General features: G+C 58.8%; 13 protein-coding genes, 3 tRNA genes and 1 pseudogene. 9 read left to right on the plus strand and 8 right to left on the minus strand.

What is annotated here, in order from left to right:
- The first annotated feature begins 257 nt into the window (after window positions 1-257).
- The 6 genes from MUW49_RS10395 to MUW49_RS10420 all read left to right on the plus strand — a co-directional run bounded on the left by MUW49_RS10395 (window position 258) and on the right by MUW49_RS10420 (window position 10,530).
- On the plus strand, window positions 258-1,526 hold the full coding sequence (locus MUW49_RS10395; RefSeq protein ID WP_041206016.1) for an IS4-like element ISAeme4 family transposase: 1,269 nt from the start codon (window positions 258-260) through the stop codon (window positions 1,524-1,526).
- A gap of 273 nt (window positions 1,527-1,799) precedes the next feature.
- Window positions 1,800-3,080, plus strand: a complete 1,281-nt coding sequence (locus MUW49_RS10400; RefSeq protein WP_034524273.1) for an MFS transporter — start codon at window positions 1,800-1,802, stop codon at window positions 3,078-3,080.
- A 54-nt stretch (window positions 3,081-3,134) separates the two neighbouring features.
- On the plus strand, window positions 3,135-6,197 hold the full coding sequence (locus MUW49_RS10405) for a beta-galactosidase (RefSeq protein WP_082030016.1): 3,063 nt from the start codon (window positions 3,135-3,137) through the stop codon (window positions 6,195-6,197).
- A 437-nt stretch (window positions 6,198-6,634) separates the two neighbouring features.
- Window positions 6,635-7,066 carry a hypothetical protein gene (locus tag MUW49_RS10410; RefSeq protein ID WP_021140579.1) on the plus strand — a complete coding sequence of 144 codons (432 nt, stop codon included), beginning with the start codon at window positions 6,635-6,637 and terminating at the stop codon, window positions 7,064-7,066.
- A 312-nt stretch (window positions 7,067-7,378) separates the two neighbouring features.
- Window positions 7,379-7,963: a class I SAM-dependent methyltransferase gene (locus tag MUW49_RS10415; RefSeq protein WP_005330546.1), complete on the plus strand. Its 585-nt coding sequence runs from the start codon at window positions 7,379-7,381 to the stop codon at window positions 7,961-7,963.
- Window positions 7,960-10,530, plus strand: a complete 2,571-nt coding sequence (locus tag MUW49_RS10420; RefSeq protein WP_202611199.1) for a DEAD/DEAH box helicase family protein — start codon at window positions 7,960-7,962, stop codon at window positions 10,528-10,530. Before MUW49_RS10415 ends, MUW49_RS10420 begins: the two co-directional genes overlap by 4 nt.
- A 108-nt stretch (window positions 10,531-10,638) precedes the next feature.
- Here the strand turns inward: MUW49_RS10420 and MUW49_RS10425 are convergent, their stop codons facing one another.
- The 4 genes from MUW49_RS10425 to MUW49_RS10440 form a co-directional block, all read right to left on the minus strand.
- Window positions 10,639-11,856, minus strand: coding sequence for a J domain-containing protein (locus tag MUW49_RS10425; protein ID WP_041211539.1), 1,218 nt, complete (start codon window positions 11,854-11,856; stop codon window positions 10,639-10,641).
- Between the two features lie 160 nt (window positions 11,857-12,016).
- Window positions 12,017-12,092, minus strand: a tRNA-His gene (locus tag MUW49_RS10430).
- A 124-nt stretch (window positions 12,093-12,216) separates the two neighbouring features.
- Window positions 12,217-12,293: transfer RNA gene (locus MUW49_RS10435), tRNA-Arg, on the minus strand.
- A 36-nt stretch (window positions 12,294-12,329) separates the two neighbouring features.
- Window positions 12,330-12,406 (minus strand) — tRNA-Pro (locus tag MUW49_RS10440).
- A gap of 203 nt (window positions 12,407-12,609) precedes the next feature.
- Here MUW49_RS10440 and folD point away from each other — a divergent pair.
- Window positions 12,610-13,467, plus strand: a complete 858-nt coding sequence (gene folD / locus MUW49_RS10445; protein ID WP_010674955.1) for a bifunctional methylenetetrahydrofolate dehydrogenase/methenyltetrahydrofolate cyclohydrolase FolD — start codon at window positions 12,610-12,612, stop codon at window positions 13,465-13,467.
- 85 nt (window positions 13,468-13,552) lie between these two features.
- On the opposite strand, the gene MUW49_RS10450 is transcribed toward folD, so the two are convergent.
- The 3 genes from MUW49_RS10450 to MUW49_RS10460 form a co-directional block, all read right to left on the minus strand.
- Window positions 13,553-14,716 (minus strand): PLP-dependent aspartate aminotransferase family protein, encoded by a 1,164-nt coding sequence (locus MUW49_RS10450; protein WP_042863960.1) that lies wholly within the window; start codon window positions 14,714-14,716, stop codon window positions 13,553-13,555.
- A gap of 93 nt (window positions 14,717-14,809) precedes the next feature.
- Complete coding sequence (locus MUW49_RS10455; protein ID WP_102948528.1) at window positions 14,810-15,832, minus strand: 2-oxoglutarate and iron-dependent oxygenase domain-containing protein; 1,023 nt, start codon at window positions 15,830-15,832, stop codon at window positions 14,810-14,812.
- Window positions 15,833-16,179: 347 nt separating this feature from the next.
- The gene (locus MUW49_RS10460) at window positions 16,180-16,818 is read right to left on the minus strand and encodes an NAD(P)-dependent oxidoreductase (protein ID WP_113979017.1); all 639 of its coding nucleotides are present in this window, start codon (window positions 16,816-16,818) and stop codon (window positions 16,180-16,182) included.
- 100 nt (window positions 16,819-16,918) lie between these two features.
- Between MUW49_RS10460 and MUW49_RS10465 the strand changes: the two genes are divergently transcribed.
- Together MUW49_RS10465 and MUW49_RS10470 are read left to right on the plus strand one after the other, a co-directional pair.
- On the plus strand, window positions 16,919-17,818 hold the full coding sequence (locus MUW49_RS10465; RefSeq protein ID WP_113979016.1) for a LysR family transcriptional regulator: 900 nt from the start codon (window positions 16,919-16,921) through the stop codon (window positions 17,816-17,818).
- A 116-nt stretch (window positions 17,819-17,934) separates the two neighbouring features.
- A pseudogene (locus MUW49_RS10470) lies at window positions 17,935-18,164 on the plus strand (AraC family transcriptional regulator); the annotation flags it as partial.
- Window positions 18,165-18,212: 48 nt separating this feature from the next.
- On the opposite strand, the gene MUW49_RS10475 reads toward MUW49_RS10470, so the two are convergent.
- Window positions 18,213-18,653: RNA-guided endonuclease TnpB family protein (locus MUW49_RS10475; protein WP_244812697.1), on the minus strand; the 441-nt coding region annotated here is incomplete at its 5' end.

Consider the following 18,653-nt stretch of genomic DNA (forward strand, 5'->3'; position numbering starts at 1 on the left):
ACAAGAAAATCTCTTTTCTGGTCTGACGGCGCTTACTGCTGAATTCACTGTCGGCGAAGGTAAGTTGATGACTCATGATGAACCCTGTTCCATGGCTCCAGATGACAAACATGATCTCATATCAGGGACTTGTTCGCACCTTCCCTAGTCAATGCTCATGTACAGGATCTTTAGCAGCAACCAATTGAAATAGATATAAAAATGGCTTCGATTGTGATCTGATTTTATCGCCAAACAAAACCGCCACGCACGAAGCCATGACCATTATCGATGCCAACCACTATCTTGAGCAACTTCTCTCTCCTGCCGAACTCGACCGCATTGCCCGTGACTGCCAATTTTGCTTGCGCAAACGAGCCATTACGCCTGCCATGCTGGTGACTGCACTCTTGCGGGCACTTGGCTGCGACCAGGTCGATGGTATCGCTGGATTGCACCATCATTTCAATGCCTTGCAACTGGTTGATGCCCATCAGGTTTCCTACAAGCCCTTTCACAACCAGTTGCGCAAAGCGTCGTTCGCCCTGTTCATGAAGGCGCTGGTTGAACGGGCTATCGCCTTGCGTATCGGCCAACAGATGAAGACTGCATCCCTTGGCGCATTCAAACAGGTGTTGTTGCAGGATGGTACTTCCTTTGCCGTCCACAAAAGCCTGGCCGAAGTGTTTCCGGGAAGGTTCAAGACCATTAGCCCGGCGGCAATCGAGTGTCATATGCTCATGTCTCTATTGGAGCAAAGTCCAGTTTGCATGCAGGTCTCTGCCGATACGGCGTCAGAGCGCCAGTTCCTGCCTGAGCCCGAGCGGCTCAATAACAGCCTGCTGTTGGCGGACGCGGGTTACATCGATATGGCCTACTTTGCGAAACTAAACGAGGCGGGCGGTTTCTATCTGGTCAGGGGTAGTAAGAGCCTGAACCCGAAGATTATCCGGGCATGGCGCGGTGACGAACGGGAAGTGCCGAAGCTGGCGGGCCTGTCACTCAAGGATGCTGGACGGCGGCACTGTCGGGCAGAGGTACTGGATATGGTGGTGAAATCGGGCAAGTTCGAGTATCGGCTGATCCGACGCTGGTTTGCCGAGGAGAAACGGTTCTGTATCTGGATGACCAATCTGCCACGAGAGGCATGGCCAGCAGAGCGGGTGATGAGCCTGTACCGCTGTCGTTGGCAGGTGGAGCTGCTGTTTAAGGAGTGGAAGTCGCACAACCGGCTCAAGGGCTTTGTGACAGGTCAGAAAGCCATTGCCGAGGGGCTGGTGTGGGCCAGCCTGTTGTCGCTGGTGATGAAAAGACGGGTAGCTCAGACGCTGATGGGGGACGGTTTATCCACACTGAAAGCGGCGAAAAATAGCGGAACCTGGTGGTTCCCGTTATTGGAAGCGGTGGCTCATCGGGTGTTGGTGGAAATAAGAGAGCGTCTGGAATGGGCTGCCGTTTACTTGGCGAAAAATGCCCGTCGAACCAAGCAGCGAAAATCGATACAGAACAGGACCTTAGAAGGAATTTCAAATGAAGTGTTTTCTTAAGGTCCTGTATATGAGTCAATGCTTACGTTAATGAGTTTACCTTGTGGTAGCGCTTTCTCGATCTTTTATGAAAAAAGTAGATTTTTATTAGTTTTATGTGATCTGGGTCACTTATTTGTTGTTCTTGTCACTGTCGCAGTGTAACCGATTGCATAAATTGTATCTCTCGTCACAGTACGCTGCATCATTAGTACGTACTCTTGCTGTCATGGGAGGGGATCTTGATGGTTCGCTCAAATGGTCGGCTTGTTATGTGAAATGGGTGGATACTTGATGAGCATTGAAAAACTGTTCGGATTGAACAAAAACTTGGTAATGTTTGGCGCCATATTCTTCCTTTACTTCTTTATAATGGGAGCTTACTTTCCTTTTTTTCCAATTTGGTTACATGATGTAAATGGCATCAGCAAGGCTGAAACTGGAATTGTCTTCGGCACAATTTCTTTATTTGCACTTCTATTTCAGCCTGTGTTTGGGCTGGTTTCTGACAAGCTAGGGCTGAAAAAGCATTTGCTCTGGATAATCATCGGATTACTGGTCTTCTTCGCGCCCTTCTTTCTTTATGTATTGGCACCATTGCTGAAATTGAACATCTATCTCGGTTCTATCGTAGGGGGCATGTACATAGGTTTTGTATTTGCAGGCGGGGCTCCAGCCATCGAGGCTTATGTTGAGAAGGTGAGTCGCTCCAGTCAGTTCGAGTTTGGCCGTGCAAGGATGTTTGGCGCAATAGGCTGGGCTCTCTGTGCCTCTATCGTAGGCATCATGTTTACCATTAACAATGAGTTCGTGTTCTGGATGGGGTCTGCTTTTGCTGTTGTAATGGCGGTTCTATTTTATTTTATAAACCCTGGTCGTGGAAGCACCAGTGAGGTGTTAGATAGTATTGGCGCCAATCAGAAAGGGTTTAGCATAAAACTGGCAATGAGGTTGCTGAAACAAGCAAAATTCTGGTTTTTCACCCTCTATGTAATCGGTGTAGCATGTACGTATGACGTATTTGATCAACAATTTGCAAACTTTTTTACCGCATTCTTTGATACAAAAGAAGAAGGTACTCGTTACTTTGGTTATGTCACCACTATGGGGGAGTTACTGAACGCCAGCATCATGTTTTTTGCCCCACTGATTGTGAATCGAATTGGCGGAAAAAATGCCCTGCTAATCGCTGGGACCATCATGTCTATTCGAATCATCGGCTCATCATTCGCCGAGACAGTTAGCCATGTCATTTTGCTGAAAACCCTGCATATGTTGGAAGTTCCATTCCTGTTAGTCGGCACATTCAAGTACATCACTAGTGAATTTGATGTTCGCTTTAGTGCGACTATCTGGTTGATTGGCTATCAGTTCTTCAAGCAGCTAGCAACCATGTTTATGTCTGTGTGGGCTGGCTCTATGTATGAGGTGATGGGCTTTCGTGAAACCTACTTGGTATTGGGCATTATTGCCGCAACTTTCACCTTTATTTCTATTTTTACCCTCTCAGGAATGGGGCCACTTGGGCTGTTAAAGGGTAGAACGATGGTTTCAAAAAAAGCCGCCAGTTACTAACCGAATGTTTTGTAATCAGAGATTTGAAAAAGGTTATAAAAGATGAATAACAGTATGACGTTACAACAAATCATTTATCGTGCCGATTGGCAAACACAGGCTGTGACCAGTGTAAATCGTTTACCCGCCCATACCCCCATGTTCAGCTGGCGCAGCGAAACCGATGCCAGGGGTGATCTGGCCTCTTCCTCCCGTCTCTTGCTCGATGGCGAGTGGCGCTTCTCCTTCTTTGCCGCTCCCGAATTGGTGCCCGAGAGCTGGCTGGCGCAGGATCTGGTGGATGCTTGCCCCATTACAGTGCCGGGCAACTGGCAGCTGGATGCCGCCTATCCAGCTGCGCGGCCGCTCACCGATGGCCCCATCTACACCAATATCAAGTACCCCTTTCCCTGCGATCCGCCCCGAGTGCCAGCAGAGAATCCTACTGGCTGCTACTCCCGCGAGTTCGAACTGCCCGCCGACTGGCTGGCAAGCGGACAGAGCCGGATCATCTTCGACGGGGTGAGCAGTGCCTTCCACCTCTTCTGCAACGGCCGCTGGGTCGGTTACTCCCAGGACAGCCGCCTGCCCGCCGAATTCGATCTGACCCCATATCTGCAGAGCGGTCGCAACCGGTTGGCGGTGCTGGTACTACGTTGGTCTGATGGCTCCTATCTGGAAGATCAGGATATGTGGTGGCTGTCGGGGATCTTCCGCTCCGTCAGCCTGCTGCACAAACCGTCCCGCCATCTGATGGATATGCGGGTGACCCCCGAGCTGGATGCCTGCTATCGGGATGGCCGTCTCAAGATTGCCCTGCAGGTCGCCAATGGGGCTGGCCTCTCGGTAGAGGCCAATCTCTATGACGGTAGCGAGCGGGTCGCGACCCTGCTCCAGCTGATCGGCACCCAAGCCATTGATGAGAAAGGGGCTTACGACGATCGCGCCGAGCTGTGGCTCGACGTGGCTGCGCCGCGCAAGTGGAGCGCCGAGACGCCCCATCTCTATCGCTTCACCCTGACCCTGCTGGACGAGCAGGGCCAAGCTATCGAGAGTGAGGCATGTGATGTGGGCTTTCGGGTGGTGGAGATCCGTGGCGGCCTGCTGCGGGTCAACGGTCAGCCGCTGCTTATTCGCGGTGCCAACCGTCACGAGCATCACCCTGCCAAGGGTTATGCCATTGATCGCGCCACCATGGAGCGGGATCTGCTGCTGATGAAGCGGCACAACTTCAATGCGGTGCGCTGTTCCCACTATCCCAACCACCCCGACTTCTATCGCCTCTGCGATCGGCTCGGTCTCTATGTGGTGGACGAGGCGAATCTGGAGACCCACGGCATGACCCCCATGGGGCGGCTGGCGCGGGATCCTGCCTGGAGCAATGCCTTTCTGGAGCGGGCCACCCGCATGGTGGCACGGGATTTCAACCACCCCTCCATCATCATCTGGTCGCTCGGCAACGAGTCGGGTTACGGCCCGGCCCACGATGCCATGTATGGCTGGATCAAGCGCAGCGACCCGAGCCGTCCGGTGCAGTACGAGGGGGGCGGGGCCGATACCCCGGCCACCGACATCATCTGCCCCATGTATGCCAGAACCCATCAGGATCAGCCCTTCCCGGCGGTGACCAAGTGGGCGCTGGCCAAGTGGATCGGTCTGCCCGACGAGCACCGGCCACTAATCCTCTGTGAATATGCCCACGCCATGGGGAACAGTCTGGGGGGCTACGCCCACTACTGGCAGGCGTTTCGCGATCATCCACGTCTGCAAGGCGGGTTTGTCTGGGATTGGGTCGATCAGGGGCTCGACAAATACACCGCCGATGGTCGCCACTACTGGGGTTATGGCGGCGATTTTGGTGATGTGCAAAACGATCGTCAGTTCTGCTGCAACGGTCTGCTGTTCCCTGATCGCACCCCCCATCCCGCTTTGTGCGAGGCGAAGCGTGCCCAGCAGCCGTTCCGCTTCACCCTGCTTGAGCACATCCCGCTGCGGGTGCGGATCGAGAGCGAATACCTGTTCCGGGAAACCGATAACGAGCGGCTTTGCTGGCAGCTGTGCGAGAACGGCCATGTGCAGCAGCAGGGGGAGATCTCCCTTGAGCTGGCACCGCAAGGGGTGGTCGAGTTGACCCTGAGCGAGACACTGCCCACCTTTGCGGCAGGCTCACAGGCCTGGCTCGATCTGGCGATCATTCAGCCACAAGCCACCTTGTGGTCGCAGGCGGATCACAAGGTCGCCCGCCAGCAGTTCACCCTGCCGACCCCTCTTTCCCTGCCAGCTCCCGCTGCTGTCGCCATCCTGACTGAGCAACCGGATGGTTGGCGGATCACTGCCGCAAACAGCCAGTGGCGGCTCGACAAGCAGAGCGGCCGTATCACCAGTTGGCAAAAATCGGGGAAGGAGCAGTTGCTGGCGCCGATCATGGATCACTTCTACCGGGCGCCGCTGGACAACGACATCGGCACCAGCGAGGCAGATCACGCTGATCCCAACTCCTGGATTGCCCGCTGGCAGGCGTGTGGCCTCGGTCAATGGCAGCACCGCTGTTTGGGGATCTCGGTCACCGGAGGGGATATCCGGGTCAGTCATGGCTACTTCCACCACGATGAGCTGCTGCTGGTGAGTCACTGGCATCACTGTTTTACCGACGATGGCGCCATGAGCCTGGAGATAGAGACTGAGCTGGCGCAGGCGTTGCCGTCGCTGCCGCGGATTGGTCTGCTGCTCCATCTGGCCGAAGTGCCGGTGCGCGCCGAATGGCTGGGGCGCGGTCCTCACGAGAACTATCCGGATCGCCTGCTGGGAGCCGATCTGGGGCACTGGAGCTTGCCGCTGGAGGCCATGCACACCCCTTACATCTTCCCGAGCGACAACGGTTTGCGCTGCGATACCCGTCAGCTGCAGCTGGGCAGCACGACAGTGAACGGCAGCTTCCATTTCAGTGCCAGCCGCTTCAGTCAGCAACAGCTGGCCGCCGCTCGTCACCAGAGCGATCTGGTGGCCGAAGAGGGGCTGTGGGTATGTCTCGATGGCGCCCACATGGGGGTGGGTGGCGATGACTCCTGGAGTCAGAGCGTGCGTCCCGAGTATCAGTTGCTGGGGCGCAGTTACCGCTGGGGTTGCACCCTTTACTAAGTGAAGTCTGCAAGACTATGATGATGAAGCGCCGGGTGATACCCGGCGCTTCTATTTTTATGAAATGTCATAAACACACCTCCTACACTAAATAGCTGTTCCGAATAGTAGATCACTGCACTCGTACAGCCTCGACAAGAGGCATTGAGCACACATCGAGGTCTGAGTCTTGCCACGTCAGGCTTTGCCACCTGATGGTAGAGATGCTTTACACCACAAGGCTTTCGGCAAAATGTAGCACTATTAGGGGCGCTGTTTCCCAAATCAACCATCAAGCCACAACCCCGCCGATAAACGCCGGCTCGGTGATCAGACACCCCGCATCTGCTCCAAAATGCGACATGTGTATGTAACCAGTATCGGCATGGGTATTGAGGCGGCATATACTGGACCCGCTTGAAGAGAGTCCCAGTCAGCCCCAACCAAGGAGCATGTTTATGTCACCTTCGTTACCCCCGCTCGGCGTGTTAGCTGGTGCCCTGTTACTGCTGGTGGTCCAGAGTGCCGGGGCCGCCGACTGTACCTATCGCAAAGACAGCCTCGGTAATACCCGCTACCAGTGTGATGATGGCAATAGCGGCACCCTGCGCAAGGACAGTCTCGGCAACGTCAGGGATTCGCAAAGCGGCACCACCTGGCGCAAAGACTCTCTCGGCAATGTGCGCAGCAGCGAAGGCACCACTTACCGCAAAGATAGTCTAGGCAATGTACGGGTCAGCAATCCCAGCACCGGCGAGACCGTCACCTGGCGTAAAGATAGCCTCGGCAACCTGCGGTCCTCCAATGGCACAACTTGTCGCACCAACTCCTTGGGGCAAGTTAGATGTGATGGGCAGAGCACACCGCCAGCAGTGTTGGGCGCAAAGTGAACCCAGACTGTGGTTCTGATCTATTAGACCGCCATGATGAATCGCTGACGCAGCGTACATCTTGGCCAAATAGTAGAAATGATCGATTTGGTGATCTGGCTTCATAGAGCTACCGTGCTCTCAGGCTTAGAATAACACTCTTTTTGATAGCATGAACTGAGCGCCGTTAGGGTCAATAGAACATTTATGAATAGCGAAGAAGGTGCCAGTTGGCCTTCCCGTACTGCGGATTGTCTGAAATGGCACTGACTCGATTTTTTTACCCCTAACTCTCTGTTAATCTGAGCGTTTTCTGCTAGGTGCCTGCTTACTATGTCTATCGATTACTACAACCAACACGCCGATAGCTTCGTCGAAGGCACGCTGTCGGTCGATATGCAGCCGCTTTACCAGCGCTTCCTGCCTCTGCTCGCTCCCGGCGCTCATATCGTCGATGCGGGCTGCGGCTCTGGTCGGGACAGTCTCTACTTCCGAGAGCAGGGCTTTCAGGTCACTGCGTTCGATGCCAGCGCGGAGCTGGCCCTGCGCGCCGAGCGCCTGCTTGGTCAGCCGGTGCAACTGTGCCGTTTCGATCAGTTCGTGGCTCCCGCGCCGGTCGATGCCATCTGGGCCTGTGCCAGTCTGCTGCATGTTCCCCGTGCCGAATTGGATGCCGTAATGGTCCATCTGTGCCAGCAACTCGCCGACGGTGGTCTGCTCTATTGCTCGTTCAAATATGGGGTAGACGAGACCGAGCGCGATGGCCGAGCCTTCACCCAGTTGGATGAGGCGGGGCTGCAAGCCCTGATAACGCCGTTGCCGCTGAGCGAGGTCGAGATCTGGCAGACTGCGGATCGACGCCCCGGCCGCGAGCAGGAGTGTTGGCTTAACGCCATCGTGCGCAAGGTCGGGTCATGAGTGCACCCGTGCTCATCAGCGGGGGAGAGGCGGGGGATCCGGAGTTCAACGATCCCCTGTTGCCACATCTGCTGGACGCCATCGCCCGTTGTGGCGAGGGTAGCCGCATTGAGTTGTGTGTCTCCTTTATTCGCCAAAGCGGGCTGGTGTTGTTGCGCGGTGCCCTGCACGAGGCGCTGGCGCGAGGAGCACGGCTTCGGGTGATCACCTCGGACTATCTGGAGGTGACCCAGCCGGTGGCGCTGCGCGAGTTGCTCAAATTTGATCCCGCTCGCTCTTGCGCGCTGATCTACCAGAGTCAGGGCAATCGCGGTTTTCACCTCAAGTCCTATCTGTTTGTCCAGCACGCAGCCCAGTACCTAGGCCAGCAAGTTGGCCAGGAAGGGTCGCCAGCGGTGCTCGGTGGTCAGGCGTTTCTCGGCTCCAGCAATATCTCTGCCGCCGCCCTTACCGAGTCGCTGGAGTGGAACTGGTCGCTCAGGGCTGAGCCGAGCGGACCCAGCGAGCCGCATCACAGCCTGCGTCAGCTCGCGGCTCAAATCGAGCGGCTGGCGCAAGACGCGCGGGTCGTGCTCCTTACCCACGACTGGATAGATGGCTACCTCGCTCGCTATCGGCAGAGCGCGCTGCGGGAGTTGCGGGTGCTCACCGGGGATCATCGCAGCAGCGCCGAGCAGCTGCGTGAAGCCCCCATCCCCAACAGCGTGCAGCAAGAGGCGCTGATGGCGCTGCAAGCCGCGCGGGCACAGGGGCATAAACGGGGCGTGGTGGTCATGGCGACCGGCCTTGGTAAGACTTGGCTCGCGGCTTTTGATGTGCGCCAGATGCAGGCGGCCCGCCTGCTGTTTGTTGCCCATCGGGAGGAGATCCTGACCCAAGCGCGCCAGACCTTCTTGCACATGGCGCCGCAGGCAAATTCTGGCCTCTATCACGGTCAGCAGCAGGATGAGGCCGACTGGTTGTTTGCCTCCATTCAGACGCTGGGCAAGAGTCGGCATCTGCTGCGCTTTGCACCGGATCACTTCGATTACGTGGTGGTCGATGAGTTTCATCATGCCGCCTCACCCTCCTACCGGCGCTTGCTAAACCACTTCAAGCCCCGCTTCCTGCTCGGGCTGACCGCGACCCCTGACCGCACCGATCAGGCCGATATTCTGGCGCTGTGCGACAACAATCTCGTCTTTGAACGGGGGCTGGCGCTCGCCATTGAGCAAAAGATGCTGGTGCCGCTCACCTATCACGGCATTTTGGATGACACTATCGACTATGCCGCGCTGCCTTGGCGCAACGGTCAGTTTTACCCCCATGCGCTGGAGAGTGCCTTCGCCAGTCAGAAGCGGGCTCAGCACGCCCTTAGCCAGTGGCGACGTTTACGCCAGCAGCGCACGCTGGCCTTCTGCATCTCGACCCGTCATGCCGATTTTATGGCCAGCGTCTTCCAGCAAGCCGGAGTGCGGGCGGTAGCCGTCTATGCGGGCTCCCGTCAGGGGCGACAAGCCGCCCAGGAGCAATTGGCCGCCGCCGAGCTCGATATCATCTTCTCGGTAGATTTGTTCAACGAAGGCACCGACTTGCCCGCCATCGATACCGTGCTGATGCTGCGTCCCACCGAGTCGCGCATCGTGTTCCTGCAACAGTTGGGGCGGGGCTTGCGCCTCTATCAAGGCAAAGAACGCCTGGTGGTGATCGATCTGGTGGGCAATCACAAGGCGTGTCTCTACAAGCCTCAGCTGCTGCAAACGCAATTGACCTACTCGCCAACGCACGCAAACGGGGCGATGACGCTGGCGGCAGGTTGTTTTATCAATCTGGATCCCAAGCTGCTTCCGTTGCTAGCGCTGTTAAAAAGGCAGCAGCAACCGACTCTGCTTGAGACCTATCAGATCCTCAAGGAGTACCTCGGTTATCGTCCCACTGCGCGGCAAACCTGGGTTGCCCGGCTGGGTGAGCAACTGCGTTTCGATACCCAAAAACAGGGGGGCTGGTTTGAGCTGCTCGCCCAAGCGGGCGATCTGGGGGAGGAGGAGCTGCGCGTGCTGAACCGGCACGGCGACTTTCTGCGTGCGGGGGTGGAGAACACCGTGCTCAACAAGAGCTTCAAGTTGATCCTGCTATTGGCCTTGCTCGAACTCGACGGTCTGCGTGAGCCACCCACCTTGGCAGCGCTGGCCAGCCACTCCCGTTACCTGTTCGAGCGGCATCCCGAGCTGGCCCGTCTCGATCTGCCGGCCAAGCAGCAAGCCCTGAGCGCCGACAGCCCGGCTTGGCTCAGTTACTGGAAGAGCAATCCGATCAAGTTCAGCAGTGGCGGCAATCCAGGCGCCAAGGGGGAGTACTGGTTCGAGGTAAGGGAGGATCGCTTCTGCCCACGCTTCGCGGTGAGTGAGGAGGATATCGATCCTCTGCATCGCATGGTGCAAGAGCTGCTGGACTTGCGTCTGGCCCAATATCAGCAGCGCAAAATCGCATCGGCAGCCGCCATTTCCCCTGAGCCCTTCACAACTATCCACGATGAGGAACAGGCGCTGGCGCCTGATGGCAAAGCGCGTCAGGTGACCCTGATTTAAGGCTGGCTATCCGATAGCACGATCAGTGTAAAAACCAGCAGCGTGAAAGCAATCAAGGCGCCAGTGGCGCCTTGATTGTTTGGGGAGATGGTCGGTCAGCGCTGGCCGTTACCGAAACAGCCATTCCATATCGTCCTCTTCCTCACGCCACCTTATTTGCTGCTGATCCCAGCGGGCCGCCAGATAGGGTTTGAGGGTCTGCAGGGTGGTGATCTCGGCCAGCTGGGCAGTCAGGTGATCGATATCACGCAGCAAATAGTCCCGATGTTCGGCAAAGGCCTGCTCGGTCTTTTTCTTGGATGATTGCTTGAATTTGTGCAGCACCGCGCCCATTAGCCCGTCTTGCCCGCCGTAGTAGCTGACTTCGAGCTCGCGTAGCTGGCGTTTCAGCATCGGGTTGAGGTAAGCGAGGTTCTCGTCACTGAGCAGGTTATCGAACTCGGGTAGGTGAGCGTGGGCCAGCTGTAACAGGGTGAACATCTCTTTGTTTTCCCAAGCCTGACTGAGTTGGCCCATGATGCGGGTCTTTTCCGCCTGCATGGCGGGGTCGGGTTCCCGATCCGGGTGCAGCGCCAGGGCGAGCTTGCGATAGAGCTGCTTGAGGCTGGATTTGCTGAACAGCTGTTCGATGCGCATCTCTTCCTCTTGCTCACGACGGGTGCGCGTGTGGGCAAAAGCATCTTGCTGCTCAGCGCCGAAGGGGGACTCATCGGCAAACAACTCATCATCGTCGAAGAGGGCATCCTCTTCCTCACCAGCGGTGTCACTCCCGTTGGCCATTTTCTGCTTCGCCGCGTTTATCAGGTACTCGTGCAACAGAGCGGGGTTTTTGACCATATCGCGCAAGGTGTCGATGTCTTCGGGGCAGTGACCACAAGTTTCCATCAGCATATGGGTAAGTTCATCACACTGATAGTCGAGCTGTTCGTCATCCATGTGCAGGGCGGTATTGGTTTGGATTTGGTGATAGAGGGGGGCCAAATCCATCTCGCCACGAAACGGATTGGACTCGAGATAGTTGATGAGATCGTGGATCCAGTGGTGCAAGGTCTCCCGTTGCCACTGGGTAAAGCTCTTGCGAGCCGTAAAGTCGGTCAGTCGCTTGGTGAGGGCAAAGATGAGCTCGCATTGTTGACGCTCAAGGGGTTCGATGTCGCTGGTGAAGCGCTGATAGATATCGCGGCCGTTGAGGGTTTGCTTGTCGATTTTTGCCTGTAGCTTTTCGAGCGCTTGCCAGTTGCGGTGGAAGAGATCGAGGGCGGGGTTACCCGTCGTGGGGGAGGGCTGGCGAGCGGGCTGCTTGCGAGCTGGATTACGAAGAGACATAGGCCGCCTCCATAGGCGTTATTTTGTTCGCTAAAACAAAAAAACTGGCGCGGGGCCGGTTTATCGCCGCGCATAAATAGCGCGAAGTCTGCCTTGCAGATGAGTTGCTGGCCATATTAAAGCCTTTCTTACGCAACAGATAGCAACAACAGAGAAATAATGGGGTGGCTGATGGGGCTCGAACCCACGACAACCGGAATCACAATCCGGGACTCTACCAACTGAGCTACAACCACCACTGAAATCATCGCCATTTTGTGTCTGCCAAGGCCTGGCCAAGGTCATCCTGAGATAATCTGCCGAATGGACGATAAGTCACACTCTTCATCAATAACTCAATGATTTAAAACACATTTTAAATGGCGCGCCCTGCAGGATTCGAACCTGCGACCCACGGCTTAGAAGGCCGTTGCTCTATCCGACTGAGCTAAGGGCGCGTTGTATCAAGAAATCCGGGGATTTCCCGATGAACCTGGTCGGTGATAAAGGATTCGAACCTTTGACCCTCTGGTCCCAAACCAGATGCGCTACCGGGCTGCGCTAATCACCGAAAATTCGCCATCCAGCATACCTTCGGCGGCACCACTGGGCAACGGGCGGGCATCATACCCAAGCGCCAAAGTCAGCGTCAATGACTTTTTCCGCCAGTAAATTCAAGTGCCTACTTATTGCCCTCCCTGCGAGAGCCGCTAACACCCGCGCCAAAAAAATGCGACAATGCGCCGCAGTTGAACACATGGTGAGTGAAGAACGATGTCTGCCAAAATCATTGATGGAAAACAGGTTGCGCAAACGATTCGCAATCAGGTCGCCGCGCAAGTCCAACAGCGGTTGGCGCAGGGGAAACGGGCACCGGGTCTGGCGGTGATCCTGGTGGGGCTGGATCCGGCCTCCCAAGTCTATGTGGGCAGCAAACGTCGCGCTTGTGAAGAGGTGGGATTTGTCTCCCGCTCCTATGACCTCAGCGCCACGGCGACACAAGCGGAGCTGCTGTCCCTGATCGACCAGCTCAACGAGGATCCGGAAGTAGACGGCATCCTGGTGCAGTTGCCCTTGCCGGCCCACTGCGATACCACCCAGGTGCTGGAGCGCATTCGTCCCGACAAGGACGTTGATGGCTTCCATCCCTACAACGTGGGTCGTCTGGCCCAGCGCATCCCGGCGCTGCGACCCTGCACACCCAAGGGGATCATGACCCTGATCGAGACCACCGGCGTCAAGACCCACGGTCTGCATGCGGTGGTGGTCGGGGCTTCCAACATCGTGGGGCGTCCCATGACGCTGGAGCTGCTGCTGGCCGGTTGCACCACCACCACCTGTCACCGCTTCACCCAGGATCTGGAGACCCAGGTGCGCCGGGCCGACTTGCTGGTCGTGGCGGTGGGCAAGCCCAACTTCATTCCGGGGGAGTGGGTCAAACCCGGTGCCCTGGTGATCGACGTGGGCATCAACCGCCTTGCGGACGGCTCCCTGGTGGGAGATGTGGAGTATGAGACCGCGCGCAATCACGCCGCCTTCATCACGCCGGTACCGGGGGGCGTGGGCCCCATGACGGTCGCCAGCCTGATGGAGAACACCCTGAGCGCCTGCCAGGATTACCACGACGCCTGATGAGGGCGCCGGGCAGAAATAGAGAAAGGGAAGGCATTGCCTTCCCTTTTTTTATTGCGTCATTCGCCCGGATCGCCACTGGATATCAGAGGAGGGCCAGGGCGGCGGCCAGATCGGCAATCAGATCGTCGGCGTCTTCCACCCCGATGCTGAAGCGGATGAGATCGTCATTGACTCCGGCGGCGAGGCGGCTCGCCTCGTCCATGGCGGCGTGGGTGGTGCTGGCCGGATGGCAGGCCAGGCTCTCGAGATCGCCGAGGCTCACCGCCTGCACGAAGAGTTGCAGGTTGTCGAGCAGGGTGGCGCAGCGCTCAAACCCGCCTTCCAGCTCGATGCTCACCATGCCGCCAAAGCCGCTGGCGAAGGCGCCGAGGGCATCGTGGCCCGGATGGCTGGCAAGGCCCGGGTAGATCACCTTCTTCACCGCCGGGTGGGCATCCAGGAACTCGGCCACCTTCTGGGCGTTGTGCAGGTGGGCATCCATGCGCAGGGGAAGGGTCTTGACCCCCCGTTGCAGCAGGTAGGCCTCCTGTGGGCCGATGGGAGAGCCGATGTGCTTGAGGGCCACGGTGCGAATCGACTTCATCAGCTCATGACGACCCGCCACCACCCCGGCGATGATGTCGCCGTGACCGCCCAGATACTTGGTGCCGCTGTGCATGACGATGTCGATGCCAAGCTCGAGCGGGCGCAGCAGGTAGGGGGTGAGGAAGGTGTTGTCACATACCGTGATGGCGCCCACCTTGCGGGCCGCCTCCACCACCACCCGCGGATCCACCACCTTGAGGGTGGGATTGGTCAGGGTTTCAAAGAGTACCACCTTGGTGGCGGGGCGGATGTTGGCCAGCAGCGCCTGATCGCTCTCGTAGGCGGTGATCTTGATGCCGGCGCGGCTGAAGGTCTGCTTGAGGAAGGCATCGGTGCCGCCGTAGAGGGGGCCGATATAGGCCACTTCATCACCGCTGTCTGCCAGGGCATACATGATGGCACTCACCGCCGCCATGCCGCTGGCCACCACCAGTGCCTCATCTGCACCTTCGAGGGCTGCCAGCTTCTGCTCCAGTTCGGCAGTGGTGGGGTTGCCAAAGCGGCTGTAGATGAAGCCGGGCGCCTGACCGGCGAAGCGCTCCTTGCCCGCCTGGGCGTTGAAGTAGCTGAAGGTGCTGCTCTGGTAGAGCGGGGTGGTGAGGGCGCCGGTCTGGGGATCGATCCGCTGGCCGCTGTGCACGCTCATGGTCTTGAATTTCATTTTTGTACTCCGTCATTGCCAGGCTGTTGCCCGACTGCTTGTGTTATCCGGGGCGCCGTCGCGCCCCTTTTCTAATGTGGTGTGGCGGTGTTGTCAGGCTAGCGCTGGCTCGCGCTGCGGCTCGCCTGCATAGTGGCGGGCCGCCACATCCGGGTGGGAGCGCAGCCTCCCCTTGAGCACGTTTTCCCCCACCTGATAAAAGAGCGGGTTGGCGGGATCGCTCTGGGGCCCTTCGGCCAGTGCCGCCAGCTCGGGGGAGAGGCTAAGCAGTGGCACAGTCGCATCCAGCCTTGCCGCCATGAAGAAGGCGCAGGAGAGGCGCGATACCCCGGGAGGCGGGCTCACCACCCGGTGCAGGGTGGCCTTGAGGTAGCCGTCGGACGCGAGCTCCAGCAGCTCGCCGATGTTGACCACCAGGGCGCCCGGCAGGGGGGGCGCGGGGATCCAGCCATCTGCCGTCTCCACCTCGAGCCCGGAGTGATCGTCCTGCATCACCAGGGTCAGGTAGCCGGGATCCTTGTGGGCACCTACCCCCTGACCACTGCTGCCTTCCGGTTGTCCGGGGTAGTGAATGAGCTTCATGTGCTGGTAGGGGGCACCGCGAATGCTCTCATCAAATACTCCGGCGGGCTGCCCCAGCACCTCTGCGAAGGCGTTCAGCAGGGTGAGGGTGATGTCGCTCAGTCGATCCTGCCATGCCAGCAGCCGTGTTTTCATCTCGGGCAGGGCGGCGGGCCACTGATTGGGGCCGATGAGGCGCTGCCAGGGTTCACGAATGTGCGCCACAGGCAGGGCCTGGGCCTCATTCATGATATCGAACTGCTCCCGCAGATCCGGCCGTGCCCGGGTGAGCTCTGCCCCCACCTGGTTGTAGCCGCGAAAGTGGGGGGAGTGGACCATCTGCACCGCCCGTTTTTCTTCAAGTGGCAGGGCGAAGAAGCGGGCGGCGAGCGCCAGGGTCTCCTGGCGCGCCGATTCGCTCAGATCATGGCCCACCAGATAGAAAAAGCCCACTTCGCGGGCGGCCTGACCAAGCTGCGCCAGCATCTGGCTGCGTGCAGCCGAGGTGCCCTTGAGGGCGGCGAGATCGATGATCGGCAATGATGGGGTGGTCATGGGCATCTCCTCACTTTCCGTGAACGGGGTCTGCGTGCCCCGGCGTGCGGGGTGTTGCGAAACCGGGGCGCACTCTTCTTGAGTGGCGCCGTTTGGGTTGAGGGTGATGCTACTGTTCGAGGTTATAAGGTGGAAGCAACAAAATATTCTTAGTTATATACAAAATTCGAAATGTAATTCGGACTTGAGCGAATGGAACGAGCAACGGGCGGCTCAGGCGGCGATCTGCCGTACCGGGTGAGAGCGACATTGGCGTGACGGGATAGACGCGGGAGAGAAAAGGCGGAGGGAGGCATCCGCCTCCCTCCGTGTGACTGTCATGGGAAGGGTTGCTGGCGCGCCTTTCCTCAATAACCCAGGGTGAAACGCTGGCGCAGGTGAGCCGGTGCTTGCGCCTCGTTCAGCACCCCGTCCGCCAGATCGCCGACCGTGATCCCCGCGGGCTGCTCGCCGCTGAACAACACCTGATCCGTGCCAAGGCGGTAACCGCCGCGCTTCTCGCCGGGTTCGAGGAACACGGGTGGGGAGACGAAACGCCAGTCGAGGGTGGTTTCCCGGCGAAGGGCGGTGAGACCGTCCCGGGCCGCGAGGGCCCCTTGCTTCCACTCTGCCGGGAACTCCGGGGTGTCCACCAGCTGCACGCCCGGGGCGATTTCCAGACTGCCGGCACCGCCGACCACCAGCAGCCAGCTCCCGGCGTCGTTGGCGGCGGCCACGATGGCGCTGGCCCCCTTGAGGTACTGATCGTAGATGTCCGGGGCACTCCAGCCCGGGTTGTAGGCACTGATCACCCGATCGTGCCCCTTGAGCACCCCGGCCAGTGCCTGGCTGTCCTGGGCGTCCACCGCCACGGTGGTGACTTGCGGGTGAGCGGCGACCTTGCTCACGTCACGCACGATGGCGGTGACCTGATGACCGCGGCTGACGGCCTCCTGGAGGATGGCTGAACCGACAAAACCGCTGGCACCGATGAGGGCAATCTTCATGGGAATTCTCCTTCACTGTGGGAATGGGGCTATCCTACGCCCCCGAGTGTGATTTAATAATCCACTTAAAATTGCATTCACTTGTAAGCAGGGCTTCATAATGGATCAGCTCAGACGCTACGCCATCTTCGCCGCCGTGGTGGAGGCGGGCAGCATGACCGGCGCCGCCAAGGCCCTCGGCATGACCCCGTCTGCCGTCAGCCAGCATATCAGTCAACTGGAGAGCCAGCTCGGCCTGCCCCTGCTGCACCGCTCCACCCGCCGCCTCAGCCTGACCGAGGCGGGGGAAGTGGTGTGGCAGGGTTGCCAGTCGTTGCAGCAGACCCTGAACGACACCGAGCTGCGCCTCTCGGAGGTGCGCGACAGCCTGCTCGGAGAAGTGCGGATCACCGCGCCGGTGGGGATGGCGGGCCAGCCCCTGGCGCGGGCGCTCTCGCCGCTGCTGCAGGCGCACCCGGGCCTGGGCATCCAGATCATTGCCGACGACGAGAAGCGGGATCTCATCAAGGATCGCATCGACGTGGCGCTGCGGGTCGGCACGCTTGAAGATTCCACCCTGGTGGCGCGCAGACTGGGTCAGACCCGGATGCTGCTGTGTGCCTCGCCCGCCTATCTGGCACGCAAGGGCACGCCGCGCAGCCCGGCGGATCTGCTGGCCCACGACTGGCTGGCCTCGGACATGCTGGGGGGTGGGATACTGCTGTTGGACGAGAAGGGGGAGGTCCACAAGATCAAGCCCAAGCCCAGGGTGCTGTGCAACAACGTCTTGCCCCTGCGCCAGTTCACCCTGGCAGGGCAGGGGATTTCGCTGCAACCGGAAGGTGAAATAGAAGAAGATATCGCCACCGGTCGATTGCTCGTGCTGCTGCCGGGCTTTTTGGCCCCTCCCATGGAGATCCATGCCATCACCCCCCAGCGGGAGATCCCGGAGAAGGTGCGGCGGGTGATCAGCGCCCTTCGCAGCCACTTTGCCGAGCATGGCCAGAGCCGTCTACCCTGAGCGGGGCGGGATGAATAGCCAGGCGGTGCGCCGGCCTTGCGGTCGGCGCGACACCCCTGTTTAATGTGGCCCTCCCGGGCCAGAGCGCCCTCTGCTGGCGTGGTCTCAAGCGCATCATGACACCGACTTCTCCCCACCCACTCCGTGAGCCGGCACCCGAGGCGCGCGCCCACCTCACCCGCATCGAGCGAGTGCTCGACTACATCCATGCCAATCTGGATCAGCCGCTCTCCCTGGAGGCGCTGGCCCGGCAGAGCTGCTGGTCTCGCTGGCAGTTGCAACGGGTATTCCTGCATGAGACGGCTAGACGGTGGCTCACTATGTGCGCGAGCTGAAGCTGAGCTTGACATCCTCCCCCACCTTAGCGCTTCGCGTCACAGGAGGGGGATTCCCATTACTGGGTGATAGCTGCTCGCGCAGTACCGGGTTCCTGCTTCATCGGGCGGCCTGATTGCACCACGCCTCCACAGGCTAAAACGGCGTGTCCCGCCGCTAAAATATTGCGAGCGCTGTTCACATCGGCGTTCGCCTCATAACCACACGCAGCGCATTTAAACTGGCTTTGCGTCTGGCGGTTATCCTTCGCAGTATGCCCACAACAGGCGCACTGCTGGCTGGTGTAGGCCGGGTTTATCGCCAACACCTGACCACCTCGCCATGCCTGCTTGTATTCGAGCTGGCGGCGCAGTTCAAACCAGCCCTGATCTAATATCGAACGATTCAGCCCTGATTTTGCCCGGACGTTGCGCCCCGGCTGGCTGGTCGTGCCCGCTGCTGATTTTGACATGCTGGCAACCTTCAAATCCTCAATGACGATCATCGCGTGGTTTTTGCT

The organism is Aeromonas sp. LsrichE-8G (genome assembly GCF_022869435.1).
GTDB lineage: Bacteria > Pseudomonadota > Gammaproteobacteria > Enterobacterales > Aeromonadaceae > Aeromonas > Aeromonas caviae.